A 13,591-nucleotide genomic window follows, 5' to 3' on the forward strand; every position below is an offset into this window, starting at 1 on the left:
CATATAAAAAGTGTTTGAGAGAAGAATGAGGAAAGTTTACTGGTTATCAGTTACTTTCCTCATTTTGGTTAAAAGTGGCGAGGACAGACGAAGACGGGAATACGACAAGATGAGACAGAGGAACGTTACCTATCCGTAACCTATACCCCAAATGGGGAATGTTAAGGTTCGGAAGAATGAGGAAGGTTACGAATTGAATTTGAACGCTCTGATTTATAGTGAGTTACTAATGAGCAACGTAAGTTTTTTGGTTACGAACCAAATTTGCCGTGTTCTGCCGTGAAATGCGTAGCAAGAAAAGACTCTTCAGGTATTAATTTTGAACGCAAAAAAGAATGACGTTATGAAGAGTACATTTTCAATTATCTTCTACCTCAAAAGACAGGTAGTAAAGAAAGATGGTACTGTTCCAGTTATGGGACGTATCACAGTGGACGGAACACAGGCGCAGTTCAGTTGCAAGACAACTGCCAATCCAGATTTGTGGGACACCAAGGGCGGACGCATGATAGGTAAGAGTATGCAGGCTTTGGAGGTGAACCGTAAATTGGACAAGATGCGTGTGAGTATCAGCAAGCATTATCAGGAGATTATGGACAGGGACAACTTCGTCACTGCCGACAAGGTGAAGAACGCCTTTCTTGGCTTGGAGTATCGTTGCCATACACTGATGAAAGTCTATTCTCAAAGCCGTGATGAAATGGAAAAGCAATATAAGGCTGGCATGAAATCTTTGAGTACATACACGAAGTATAGAATCGGGTGTGCCTATGTGGGCGAGTTCTTGCAGACGCATTACCATGTGAAGGATATTGCTCTGAAAGAGTTATCGCTGCCTTTTATCACAGACTACGAGACTTTTCTCAGAACCGACAAGCACTTGAAGATAAACTCTGCGATGGTGTTTGTCCGCAATCTCCGTGCAATGGTATTCCGTGCCATAGATAATGAATGGCTCGTAAAAGACCCTTTCAGACGATATGAGTACAAGGAAGAAGAGACGACAAGAGAGTTTCTGAGCAAAGAAGAGATTCACCTGTTGATGGAAACACCTATCACAAGAAAGAAGATGAGTATGGTGCGTGACTTGTTCCTGTTCTGTTGTTTTACAGGTCTCGCTTTCATTGATCTGTACAACTTGAAGGAAGAGAACATCAAGGAATTTTTCGATGAAGGTGAATGGATCGTTATCCATCGACAGAAGACTGGAACGGAAGCCAACATCAAGTTGCTTGATTATCCCAAGCAGATTATGGAAAAATACCGTGGATTGTGTGAAGACGGCAGGGTGTTTCCAGTACCCAACTACCAAAGTTGTATGGATTCGCTCAAAAGACTGGGCAAGAAGATGTGGTATCACCAAGCCGCTGTCCTGGCACATGAGCCGTCATTCGTTCGCAACCTCGGTTTGCCTCTCCAACGGAGTTCCAATAGAAACCGTGAGTTCAATGCTTGGTCACAAGGACATAAAGACAACCCAGGTGTATGCCAAGATTACCAAGGAGAAATTGAGCAAAGACGTGGAAAAGTTGTCTCAGCAGATTAATAACATTGAGGAATTCACGTTTGGAAATGTTTGCAACGATAATACTAACACTATAAATGGCAGAGTATGAAACGACAAGTGATAACAATACAAGAAGAAATGGTCATCTACGCCCCACATCATGGTGAGGTGTGGATGACAGTTTGGGAGATTGCCGAACTGTTGAATGTAACAGGGACAGCAGTGAAGAATACCATCAAGCGCATTTGGAAACAAAGTGTGCTGAAAGATTTCCAGCTTTCTCAATACATCAAACTTGAAAATGGATATTCTGCGCATGTCTATGATATGGAAGTGATTATCGCCATAGCACTTCAAATGGATACATACCAAGCCTTGTTGTTCAGACAATGGTTTATCAGTAAGGTTGTAAACCGCAAGGATTGCCATGCAGAGCAAGTAAAACACGAGTATCCGATGATTATTGTGATGAACGGAACGATGCCAAGAGGTGCAAGTTAGAATCTCTCATCTTTTAATAAGATTCCTACACCTTTATAAATAATAGCGTACAGAGGAAACGATTTTTGTCGTTGTACCCTGTACGCTATTTTTGTTTCACTATTATGAAGCAGTACCCTCCTCTTATGAAACAGTGCCGTCGATTATCGGCTTGCGGTAATTACCAGTGAGAAGTGCTTGTATCTCGGATTCCGGATAGAGGGTTTTGCCACATAATATAATGTAGGGCAAAATGCCTTGCTTGCGATATTCCTGCAAGGTGCGGCGACTAAGCTTCAAATGCTCGGAGAGTTCCTTGTCGGTGAGGTATCGCTCCCCGTTCAAAGGTGGGCTGTAGGACTCGATGAATGAAGATAGCCAGTTGTTGGCTTTCTTCAAGGATTGCATGGCGGTGTCTATCGACTTGCTCTCATGCGTAAGAAGTTGGTTCATGTTCATTGTTTACAATTTGGATTAAGTGGTGAATATAAAATGTGTTGGCTCGCCCAGGGTGAAGTTTTCGGCTTTGCCTTGGGCGAGTTTGGCTTTACGCTATACCGATTTGATTCTGGCGATAAGCGGAACGATGGCTTTGACCTCTTCGGGACAGTAATAGAATTGGCGACCTATCTGGGTATGCCCCAAGAAACGGCGGTCACGAAGTTTTTGTAAGGTGCGCTGGCTGATGCGAAGTTGCTGGCAGACCTCATGACCTGTAAGCCATTTGTTCAGACGCTTGCCGTTAGCCTTATGCTTCAGCAACTCAACTTTCTTTACCAAGGCATCGTATCTTGCCATCATCAAGTCGAATGCCTTCTTTTCCATTGTTACTACTTCCATATTCTCTGTTTTATTGGTTCAACAAATTCGGGTGCAAAGTTAATGTGTGTATGTTGAAAAACAATGAAAATGAATAACTGTGGCAGTACTTTTCTGGGGTTTGCCGACCGCTTGGCAAGAAAAATCAAGAAAATTATACGTGGGTCATTAATGAGTTGTTAAACGGGTATTTCGCAAATGATTAATTTTGCCACCGAGAAATCAAAACAGCAAAGTTTGTAACATTTAAAACGGAATCAAAATGGAAGTAATAACAATGGAAAGTCCAGCCTTTAAGATGCTGACAGAACAGATTGCCGACGTGGCAAAGTTGGTAGCTCTCATATATTCCAATGCGAGAGAAAATACCAAAAGAAGAAGCATGGAACTTGTGCTGACAAGCAGTGATGCAGCAAGAATACTTGGGATAAGCAAGCGAACCCTGCAGCGCTTGCGCTCTACCAACAGCATCGAGTACTTCATGGTGCGCGGACAATGCAGATATAGCATCAACGCTGTACAGAAATTGATTGAGGAACGAACCATTGCCAAGGAGACATGAGTATGGAAGATGGAACATTGAGACGATTGGAATTATATCTGCATGACCTGCACAAGAAGATTGACGGCATCTATGACATGCTGATGTTGAGACATGAGCGAAGCGGAGAGGACAAGGGATGCTCTGGCATCAACGAGAAATTGCTCGACAACCAGGATCTCTGTCTTTTGTTTCAAATTTCTCCCCGTTCCCTGCAACGCTACCGCAGTCTGGGAGTGCTTCCCTACAAGCGGCTGGGACAGAAGACCTACTACACGGAGGAAGACGTGAAGCAATTTATCAAGAACAACGTGAAGGATTTCAATCAGGAGAATGTAGAGCATTATATGACTCGCATTCACCAAAAATTCAAATAACAAAAGTATTCACCATTAAACATTTACAATTATGGGACAAAAGAAAAAGAGTGATGAACAGGACGTGCTGGTAGTCCGTGACGAAAAGACGGGCGAGATCAGCGTCGTCGCCGGACTCAGCAGAGACGGCACACCGAAGCGAGCACCCGCCAAGGCGGAGAACACGTCCGACTTCCTGCGTTTTGACCGCAACAGTGACTTGATGGACAGTTTCTTTAGAAACTTCTTCCGCCAGTGCAAGGAGCCAAGCCGATTCGGATTCTATCGCATAGCGGCAGACCAGGTGGAAAACCTGCTTGGCGTGATGAAGGAGTTGCTGAAAGATCCGGAGGCTAACAAGGAGATTCTTTCTGCCCACAAGGTTGACACCTCCAATTATGAGAAAGAGGCAAAGCAATCGGAAGGTCAGGCGAAAGAAACCGCATCATCGGACGATGCGTCCAAGACGCAAGCTAACACCGAAAAAGAGAATGTATCATCTGAACAAACCAACGAAAAAGAGAACGACATGGAACAGAAACCAGAACAGACCGCAACCGAACAGCAGGCACAGACCGCTCCGGGTGTAAAGCAGAACCTCATTAGTGGTAACGATGTGAACCTGCAGGAACTTGGTGCCAAATATGGCATAGACTTCAACAGTATGAATGAGAAGGATATGAAAGCCCTGCTCAACTACGGCAAGACGGGGCTTGTGATTGTGAAGCCGACCTTCGGCGGTGAACAGATAGAGATACAGGCCCGTCTGTCATTCCGTAAGGACGATAACGACCAGTTGCAACTCGTGCCGCATTTCGTGCGCAACGAGCCAAAACTCGATGTCGCTTACAAAGGCTATACCTTCACTCCAGAGGACAAGAAGAACCTGTTGCAGAACGGTAACCTCGGAAAGGTAGTGGATTTCCCCGACAAGAACACAGGTGAACTGCGTCCTCATTTCATCAGTATCGACCGTCTCACCAATGAGATTGTGGACATCCCTACCAACAAGGTGCGCATACCCGATACCATCGGCAAGACACCTATTACCAAGGACGACAAGAGAGTGCTCTACTCAGGTATTCCGCTTCGTAAGGAGATTGAGCTTGCCAACGGGCGCAAGTTTACACCGCTGCTGCAGGTGAATGTGGAACAGCGTGGCGTGGAGTTCGTGCCTGGCAGCACAAGACAGGCGCAAGGTCAGAAACAGAATGGAGACAAGAAGCAAACCGCTGACAAGCAGGAGCAGAAGGCAGAAGGTGATGTGGGTGGTCAGAAGAAGCAGCAAGATCCCAACCACTGGCTCAATGAGGATGGAACCATCCGCCGACTCAACACCTATTTCAAGAAGGAACTGACCGAGCAGCAGAAGGACGACTATGTGGCAGGCAAGACCATCGAGATCAAGGAAGTGCCGAACAAGAACGGCAGCGGTACCTATACCGCCTACGTGAAGTTCGATTTCGACAAGATGCAGCCACGTTCCTACCGCAACAATCCAGACATCAAACAGGCAAAGGAACAGATTCCTACCAACGAGAACAAGGTACAAGTCGCCGTCAACGAGCAGGGCAAGACCCATGAGGCAACCAAGCACACCAAGGAGCCGCTGAGTCCGGGACAGTCTGCGCCAAAGAACGAAAAGCAGCAGAAGGAACAGAGCGCCGAGGAACAGAAGCCAAAGAGAAAGGCAAGAAGCGTGAAGATGTAGTTGCCGCCACTTGATCCACAGAGTTAATCATCCATCATAACAACCGACATCTGCGACCGTCTATCCCACGGTTGCGGATGTCACAAAAACAACAGACAATGAAGACAATCATCGCAGAGAAACCAAGTGTAGCCAAGGAAATCGCCCACATTGTAGGAGCTGACAAGCGTGAGGAAGGCTATATGCAGGGCAATGGCTATTATGTGACATGGGCATTCGGACATTTAGTGCAGCCAGCCATGCCGGAAACCTACGGCATGAAGGGATTCCATGCGGAGAATCTGCCTGTGATTCCCGACCCGTTCGTTCTTGTTCCCCGACAAGTCAAGACAGAGAACGGCTACAAACCAGATGCAGGTGTGCTTGCCCAGATAAAAATTATCGGCAAGCTGTTTGACAGCAGTGAGCGCATTATTGTAGCAACCGATGCCGGACGTGAGGGAGAGTTGATTTTCCGATACCTCTATGCGTATCTTGGTTGCAGGAAACCTTTCGACCGTCTCTGGATCAGTTCGCTTACGGACACCGCCATCCGTGAGGGACTTCTGAACCTCAAGGATGGCAAGGAGTATGACAATCTCTATCATGCAGCGAAGGCACGAAGTGAGGCAGACTGGCTCGTCGGCATCAACGGCACGCAGGCCCTGACGATAGCCGCAGGACGTGGCACCTATTCCGTAGGTCGTGTGCAGACTCCGACCCTTGGCATGGTGTGCGAACGCTATTGGGAACACAAGCGTTTCGAGTCGAAACCGTTCTGGCAGGTACACTTCGGTGTGGTTGATGCAGACAGTGGCAATATACTGAAGTTCACATCTGCCAACCGATGGACAGACAAAGCTACCGCAACCGATATATATAATAAGGTGAAAGAAACAGGTTCTGTCATCATCACAAAGATCGCAACCAAGCGAAAGGTGGAGAAGGCACCGCTCCTTTACGACCTCACCACCTTGCAGAAAGAAGCCAACTCCCAGCATGGCTTCACGGCAGAGCATACACTCTCCATCGCCCAGAAACTCTACGAGGCAAAGTTCATCACCTATCCAAGAACATCAAGCCGCTATATCTCGGATGATGTATTTGCCACCCTTCCCAAACTCTTCAAGAATCTGGAGAATCATTCGGAATATGGAGAAAAAGTGAAACTCTTGCCTGGCAGTGAGGACTACAGCAAGAACAGCGTGAATGCCGCCAAGGTGACCGATCACCATGCCCTGCTCATCACAGAAAATGCAGCCATTGGTCTTTTCAAGGACGAGAAGATCGTTTATGACATGATATTGTGCCGGATGATTGAAGCGTTCTCAGCAGACTGCATCAAGGACATCACATCAGTATCGGCGCAAGTGGATCATGACGTCGAATTTGGCATCAGTGGCTCCATCATCCGACAGACTGGCTGGCGAGCGTTGTCGCTCAAGGAAAAGAACAAAAGGCAGGACAAGGATGCAGGCGCAACAGACAATGAGTTCAAGGAGCAAGTCATTCCCAACTGGCAAGAAGGACAGCATATCACTCTTTCTGGCTGCACCATTACGGAGGGCAAGACCAAACCGAAGCCTTTGCATACGGAATCCACATTGCTTGCAGCAATGGAGACCGCAGGCAAAGAGATAGAAGATGATACGATGCGCCAGGCAATGAAGGACAGCGGTATTGGCACACCTGCCACACGTGCCGCCATCATCGAAACCCTGCTCAAACGAGAGTATATGGTGCGCCAGCAGAAGAAACTTGTGCCGACGGAAAAAGGACTCGCCCTGCATTCCGTGGTGAAGAACATGGCGATTGCCAATGTGGAGATGACGGGCAAATGGGAGGCGGAACTTGCCAAGATTGAACGAGGTGAAGCAAGTGCAGACGGGTTCACCCATAGTATCGAAGGTTATACCCGTGAAATCACTGCGGAATTGTTAGGTTGTGACAGACTTTTCAGCCACAAGGATTCCGGCTGCCAGTGTCCTAAATGCAAGCAAGGTACCATGCAGTTCTTCGGAAAGGTAGTAAGATGCAGCAACAAGGAGTGCGGTATGCCAGTGTTCAAGCAGGTAGCAGGAAAGTTGCTCACTGATGCCGACATCACCGACTTGCTCACCAAGGGCAAGACCAGAACGCTCAATGGTTTCACCAGCAAGCAAGGCAAATCGTTCTCCGCAGCCATTGCCTTTGACGAGAATTTCAACACGAAATTCGTCTTTGCAGAGCACAAAACAGCAGAAAAGCGAGGAAATGTGAAGAGATACAAGAAATAGTTTGTACCTTTGCCACCGAAACATGGTTCATAAATGGTGTCTTGATTCAGGATGCTTTTATTTACTGTGGATTAAGTGGCGGCACTCGGAGGGATACCGAGTGCCTTTTTCTTGCTTTCAACAAACATCAACCGCCATCCACGGTTTATTATTCACCACTTAATCCATTCAACAGACAAATGAACAGAAAGAAACAGGCACAGACAGAACTGTCCTATTACGGACTGTACCTCTTGAACCACCTCAGAGAAAACCGTTTTCCACAAGCCAGCGATGCGGACTTTATCCGCGAACGTGCAGACCATGCCGCAGAAGTATATGAGCAGGCACGGCGTGATGCCCTCTTTGCCGATGCGGCACAAGAGCTTGCCATGTCAGCATTACTGAAAGGTCTCCATATTTCCAAGTACAGCATCCTGTATGATGTTGTTGACAGTGAGTTTCCCCTGGAGGTAGCAGTAGAAGACCAGGAAGCGTTTGTCAAGAACCTCCTGCCTTTGGTTGACAACGTGTATTCCATTTACGACCTCACCGATGACAATTTTGCCCAGTCACCGGACTATGACCAGCTCTATACAGAGTTGACGGGAGCCGTTGCCCTTTTCATAGAGTCAAATGGCATACAATAGAAAACAACGTCTGAACGACAACATCAAGGCGATAGAGACGGCATTCATCCTTGACAGGGAACAGCGCACGCCGACTGCCCGTGAGCGTCTCCTTCTGGAGCGTTACTGCGGATTCGGGGGATTGAAGTGCATCCTGAACCCTGCCAGGGAACTGGCGGATGCCGTCCATTGGGCAAAGTCAGACCTTGAATTGTTTGCTCTAACAGTGGAGCTGCATAGACTTATCCGTGAAAACAGCAAGAATGAAAGCGAGTACAAACAGTTGATGGACAGTCTGAAACAGTCTGTCCTCACGGCATTCTACACGCCGTCAGCCATTACAGAGGCTTTGGTGGATGTGTTGAAAGAGCATCAGATCATCCCCGAAAAGGTGCTTGAACCCTCGGCAGGCATCGGAGCTTTTGTCGATTCCGTCTTGGATAACAATCCCAAGGCAGACATTATGGCATTTGAAAAAGACCTGCTTACGGGAAAGATACTCCGCCATCTGCACCCGGAGCAGAAAGTGCGCATAGAGGGATTCGAGAAGATAGAAAAGCCTTTCAATGACTACTTCGACCTCGCCATCTCAAATATTCCCTTTGGCGATGTTGCCGTGTTTGATCCGTCCTATACAGCCATGAAAGGCATGAGGGCTCTTGTCACCAGACGCATACACAACTACTTCTTTGTCAAGGCTCTTGATACGGTAAGGGACGGCGGGTTGGTTGCCTTCATCACCTCACAAGGCGTATTGAATGCCAAAAACAACAGTGCCGCGCGTTTTATGATGCTCTATCATGCAGATCTCGTGTCAGCGATTCGTCTTCCCAACAACCTGTTCACGGAAAATGCCAATACGGAAGTGGGCAGTGACCTCATCATCCTCCAGAAAAACAGCCAAAAGGAGTCGCTGCGAGGAGACGACAACCTGCTTGATACCGTCTATAATGACGAGAACCGCATTCCGACAAGCAACTACTTTCTGGAGCATCCGGAACGCATTATCCATACAACGGCAAAGTTGGACACCGACCCGTTCGGCAAACCTGCAATGATATACACGCATGAGGATGGTGTGGAAGGCATTGCAGAGGATTTGCGAAGGATGCTCCATGAAGACTTTAAGAAGAACCTCAATTTGAACCGATACTTGGGGATAGAGGAAACAAAGGCTGAGGAAGTTAAGGAGGTTGAAGGAACAGAAAAGATAGAAAAAACAGAGAAGATGAAGCCGTCCATTGAGGAAAAGCAGAACGATACGGTAGTATCCTTGCAAAAGCAGGAAAAGCCTACTGATGATGCTGAGCTATCCCAAAAGTCTAATCATCAGCAGCCACCAGTCCAAATGACTCTGTTTGACCTTTGGGGAATGGAAGAAGAAAAACGTCTGACTGTCCATGCTACAAAGAAGAAAGCAGAGGTAACAGTGGGAGCTGTCGCCAAGAAAGTGTCAAGGAAGAAAGCAAGTCCGTTGGTAAAAAGCGTCAATCCGACTTTTGAAGTTGTGACAAAGCCTGTGGAAAAAGAAGAAAAGCCTTCGTTGACAGATGCAAAAGATCAGGAAACAGCACAGGAGACAAAACCAATCCTGCCTGGGGATGAGCCATACGCAAGCATCTCTTGGGAAGAGAATCCGCCAATCAACGGCTTTTACGAGATGATGATGACCATGGCTCCCGAAGACAGGGTGCTGCTGCGCCAAAAGGCGGAACTGCACCGTCAGGAACAGCTCAAGGCTTTGGGCGTTGAAGATACGCTTGATCCGAAGTTCAAGCCGCCGATGGAACCGATAGAAGTTCTCAAAGTTCAAATCGGGCATGGGCAGTCGAAAGGGAATGAGGCAAAAGAAGATTCCAAGACTCAGAGCACATTGGAAGAAACAAATCATGAGCGAGAACAACAAAAAGAGCAAGAAAGAAAGCGGGAAGAGCAGGCAAAGAAGAAAGAGGATGCTATGAAGCCCCGTCCATTTGATGAGAAACTGGAAAGTTTTCATCGTGAGGGTTCTATGGTGCTCGACTCTGCCAAAAACATCGGTGTATTGAAAGACCTTACCAAGTATGGTGCTACCTTCATGCCGTTGGATCTGAATATGGAGCAGAAAGAAAAGGCAGTCTTGTATATCGCCCTCCGTGATGCCTATCAGAAACTTTACACCTATGAAGCGGAAGAACAGACGGAAAACAAGCAGATGCGTGAGAGTCTGAATGTCTATTATGATGCTTTCTTCATTCGCTTCGGCAACCTCAATGCCAAGCAGAACGTGAAGTTCATCCTTATGGATGCCTCAGGGCGCGACATGCTGTCGTTGGAACGGGTAGAAAACGGACAGTTCACAAAATCTGACATCTTCGACCACCCGGTCTCTTTTTCGCTTGACGAGGTCAGTCATGTGGATTCTCCAGAGGAAGCGCTCACCGCCTCGCTCAACAAGTTCGGCCGTATCGACTTGCCGTATATGACAGAATTATCGGATATGCCGGAACAGGAACTGACGGAAGCGCTTAAAGGGCGCATCTATTACAATCCGCTCATAGACGGCTACGAGATAGCCGACCGCTTCATTGCTGGCAATGTCATAGAGAAAGCGGAGCGTATAGAAGAATGGCTGAAGGAAAATCCCGACCATGCAATCGTGAGGGAGTCGTTGGAAGCCTTGAAGGCAAGCATTCCCGAACCGATAGCCTTTGAGGACCTGGACTTCAACTTCGGTGAGCGTTGGATACCTACAGGTGTGTATTCCGCTTACATGAGCCACCTCTTCAATACACAGGTCAGCATCGTCTATTCTGACAGCATGGACGAATATTCGGCAAAATGCAGTATGAAGACCATGGCCATCACGGATGAGTATATGGTGAAGGGATATTACCGCAACTATGACGGCATGAGTCTTCTGAAACATGCCCTGCACAACACTTGTCCCGACATGATGAAGAGCATCGGTGAGGATGAACACGGCAACGACATCAAGGTGCGTGACAGCGAGGGCATACAGCTTGCCAATGCCAAGATTGACGAAATCCGCAACGGGTTCTCTGAATGGCTGGAGGAGCAGTCTGACTCCTTTAAGGAACGCTTGACCACAATGTACAACCGGAAGTTCAACTGCTTCGTGCGTCCGAAGTATGACGGTTCTCACCAGACCTTCCCCGGCTTGGATCTGAAAGCCCTTGGCGGAAAGTATGGTGTCAAGAGTGTGTACCCAAGTCAGAAGGACTGTGTATGGATGCTTTTGCAGAACGGCGGCGGGATATGTGACCACGCCGTAGGTACAGGCAAGACCCTCATCATGTGCATGGCTGCGCATGAGATGAAACGTCTCGGTATAGCTCACAAGCCGATGATTATCGGGCTGAAAGCCAATGTCGCGGAGATTGCCGTCACCTATCAGACGGCTTATCCCCATGCGAGGATACTCTATGCCTCGGAGAAGGATTTTTCCACCAAGAACCGTGTCAGCTTCTTCAACAACATCAAGAACAACGACTATGACTGTGTAATCATGTCGCATGACCAGTTCGGGAAGATACCGCAATCGCCAGAACTCCAGCGGCAGATATTGCAGGCGGAGCTTGATACCGTGGAGGAAAACTTGGAAGTGATACGCACGCAGGGCAAAGACGTGTCACGGGGAATGCTCAAAGGACTGGAAAAGCGAAAGCAGAATCTGGAGGCAAAGTTGCAGAAGATAGCCTACAGCATCGAGCAGCGCACCGATGATGTGGTGGATTTCCGCATGATGGGCATCGACCACTTGTTTGTGGACGAGAGCCACCAGTTCAAGAACCTCATGTTCAACACCAGACACGACCGTGTGGCAGGACTTGGCAACAGCGAGGGAAGCCAGAAGGCACTCAACATGCTCTTTGCTATCCGTACCATACAGGAGCGGACAGGCAGAGATCTGGGAGCGACATTCCTGTCGGGAACAACCATCAGTAACTCACTGACTGAGTTGTATCTGCTTTTCAAGTACCTGCGCCCCAAGGAACTGGAGCGTCAGGACATCCGCTGTTTCGATGCGTGGGCGGCAATCTTCGCCAAGAAAACTACCGACTTCGAGTTTAACGTCACCAACAACATCGTACAGAAGGAACGTTTCAGATACTTCATCAAGGTACCGGAGCTTGCTGCTTTCTACAACGAGATAACCGACTATCGCACGGCGGAGGCGGTTGGTGTGGACAGACCACAGAAGAACGAGATTCTTCATAACATACCACCGACACCCGAGCAGGAGGACTTCATCCAAAAGCTGATGGAGTTTGCCAAGACGGGTGATGCCACCATCCTCGGCAGACTGCCATTGTCGGAAACAGAGGAAAAGGCAAAGATGCTCATAGCCACGGACTATGCCCGAAAGATGGCTCTCGACATGCGCATGATAGACCCGACTTGTGAGGATCATCCCGACAACAAGGCAAGCCATTGTGCCAAGATGATAGCGGACTATTACAAACGCTATGACAATTACAAGGGCACACAGTTCGTATTCTCAGATCTTGGCACATACAGACCTGGGGAATTCAACGTGTATTCTGAAATCAAGCGTAAGCTGATAGAGGATTATGGAATACCTTCATCTGAAATCCGCTTCATTCAGGAGTGCAAGAACGAGAGGGCAAGAAAGGCGGTGATAGCAGCCATGAACGAGGGTTCGGTACGAGTATTGTTCGGCTCCACATCTATGTTAGGTACAGGCGTAAATGCACAAAAAAGGTGTGTTGCTATTCATCATTTGGACACACCGTGGGTGCGACATGAAGTCGCATAGATAATTGTTGGAATGATACTTTAAGTATCAGTTTTAACCCGCTGTTCCGTCAGCGGTAGCCTACCGACCGATGCACCTTAATGTTGTATTAAGCGGTCGGGACAAAGTACACTTTCACAAGACAAGACAGAACCGTGAGGGGAAGTCAAGTATGGTTAGTATCATACCGTAGAGTGGCGAGGCTGGATAGTATGGTTAGCGTAAGCGAACTGTTAGTAAACTTCGTAATGTCGTAAAAGAGTGCAAGATACTGATACACTCTACCCAAAATGGGATGCGGTCAGATAATCCTCTCCATGGTAGGATTACACGGATGTAAAGACCGTCGGAGGATGAGACAGAACCTAACCTATCCGTTAGTTATCTATGTGGAACATGGTAAGCCTGTACATCTCCTGTCAGACAAAAGACAGGTAAGCTGAAAGTAATGGATGCTGAATGATGTGCAGGTATAAGATAACAGAGAAAGCGAATGCCGTTCTGTAATGGGACGGATAGGGTTTGAGCCACTTATCACGAGTTGACAAGGGACAA

At 47.7% G+C, this 13,591-nt stretch carries 8 protein-coding genes and 2 pseudogenes; 8 read left to right on the forward strand and 2 right to left on the reverse strand.

Annotation, left to right across the window (positions count from 1 at the left end; all coding sequences use genetic code 11):
• Nucleotides 1-343: 343 nt before the first annotated feature.
• A pseudogene (locus RCO84_RS16590) lies at nucleotides 344-1,616 on the forward strand (site-specific integrase).
• Nucleotides 1,613-2,008 carry a hypothetical protein gene (locus tag RCO84_RS16595; RefSeq protein ID WP_233339746.1) on the forward strand — a complete coding sequence of 132 codons (396 nt, stop codon included), beginning with the start codon at nucleotides 1,613-1,615 and terminating at the stop codon, nucleotides 2,006-2,008. The pseudogene RCO84_RS16590 and the gene RCO84_RS16595 overlap by 4 nt, the downstream one beginning before the upstream one ends.
• Nucleotides 2,009-2,131: 123 nt before the next feature.
• On the opposite strand, the gene RCO84_RS16600 is transcribed toward RCO84_RS16595, so the two are convergent.
• Nucleotides 2,132-2,446 carry a helix-turn-helix domain-containing protein gene (locus RCO84_RS16600; protein WP_217758001.1) on the reverse strand — a complete coding sequence of 105 codons (315 nt, stop codon included), beginning with the start codon at nucleotides 2,444-2,446 and terminating at the stop codon, nucleotides 2,132-2,134.
• 93 nt (nucleotides 2,447-2,539) lie between these two features.
• Nucleotides 2,540-2,827, reverse strand: a complete 288-nt coding sequence (locus tag RCO84_RS16605) for a helix-turn-helix domain-containing protein (RefSeq protein ID WP_071122342.1) — start codon at nucleotides 2,825-2,827, stop codon at nucleotides 2,540-2,542.
• Nucleotides 2,828-3,068: 241 nt separating this feature from the next.
• On the opposite strand from RCO84_RS16605, the gene RCO84_RS16610 reads away from it, so the two are divergent.
• The 6 genes and pseudogenes from RCO84_RS16610 to RCO84_RS16635 form a co-directional block, all read left to right on the forward strand.
• Nucleotides 3,069-3,368, forward strand: a complete 300-nt coding sequence (locus RCO84_RS16610) for a helix-turn-helix domain-containing protein (protein ID WP_262302261.1) — start codon at nucleotides 3,069-3,071, stop codon at nucleotides 3,366-3,368.
• 2 nt (nucleotides 3,369-3,370) lie between these two features.
• The gene (locus RCO84_RS16615) at nucleotides 3,371-3,724 is read left to right on the forward strand and encodes a helix-turn-helix domain-containing protein (RefSeq protein ID WP_373690145.1); all 354 of its coding nucleotides are present in this window, start codon (nucleotides 3,371-3,373) and stop codon (nucleotides 3,722-3,724) included.
• 31 nt (nucleotides 3,725-3,755) lie between these two features.
• Entirely contained in the window at nucleotides 3,756-5,414 is a 1,659-nt protein-coding gene (locus tag RCO84_RS16620) for a DUF4099 domain-containing protein (RefSeq protein ID WP_262302262.1), read from the forward strand.
• A gap of 98 nt (nucleotides 5,415-5,512) precedes the next feature.
• Entirely contained in the window at nucleotides 5,513-7,669 is a 2,157-nt protein-coding gene (locus tag RCO84_RS16625) for a type IA DNA topoisomerase (RefSeq protein ID WP_233905991.1), read from the forward strand.
• Nucleotides 7,670-7,848: 179 nt separating this feature from the next.
• The gene (locus RCO84_RS16630) at nucleotides 7,849-8,298 is read left to right on the forward strand and encodes a DUF1896 domain-containing protein (RefSeq protein ID WP_233905992.1); all 450 of its coding nucleotides are present in this window, start codon (nucleotides 7,849-7,851) and stop codon (nucleotides 8,296-8,298) included.
• Nucleotides 8,285-13,036 (forward strand): annotated as a pseudogene (locus RCO84_RS16635) (N-6 DNA methylase); the annotation flags it as partial. The gene RCO84_RS16630 and the pseudogene RCO84_RS16635, both read left to right, overlap by 14 nt.
• Nucleotides 13,037-13,591: the final 555 nt, after the last annotated feature.

It is taken from the genome of Segatella copri (genome assembly GCF_949820605.1).
Lineage (GTDB): Bacteria > Bacteroidota > Bacteroidia > Bacteroidales > Bacteroidaceae > Prevotella.

Bases quoted from the DNA above. Each gene is read 5' to 3' on its own strand.
- RCO84_RS16595 (WP_233339746.1), top strand. From the start codon at position 1,613: ATGAAACGACAAGTGATAACAATACAAGAAGAAATGGTCATCTACGCC.
- RCO84_RS16600 (WP_217758001.1), bottom strand. From the start codon at position 2,446: ATGAACATGAACCAACTTCTTACGCATGAGAGCAAGTCGATAGACACC.
- RCO84_RS16605 (WP_071122342.1), bottom strand. From the start codon at position 2,827: ATGGAAGTAGTAACAATGGAAAAGAAGGCATTCGACTTGATGATGGCA.
- RCO84_RS16610 (WP_262302261.1), top strand. From the start codon at position 3,069: ATGGAAGTAATAACAATGGAAAGTCCAGCCTTTAAGATGCTGACAGAA.
- RCO84_RS16615 (WP_373690145.1), top strand. From the start codon at position 3,371: ATGGAAGATGGAACATTGAGACGATTGGAATTATATCTGCATGACCTG.
- RCO84_RS16620 (WP_262302262.1), top strand. From the start codon at position 3,756: ATGGGACAAAAGAAAAAGAGTGATGAACAGGACGTGCTGGTAGTCCGT.
- RCO84_RS16625 (WP_233905991.1), top strand. From the start codon at position 5,513: ATGAAGACAATCATCGCAGAGAAACCAAGTGTAGCCAAGGAAATCGCC.
- RCO84_RS16630 (WP_233905992.1), top strand. From the start codon at position 7,849: ATGAACAGAAAGAAACAGGCACAGACAGAACTGTCCTATTACGGACTG.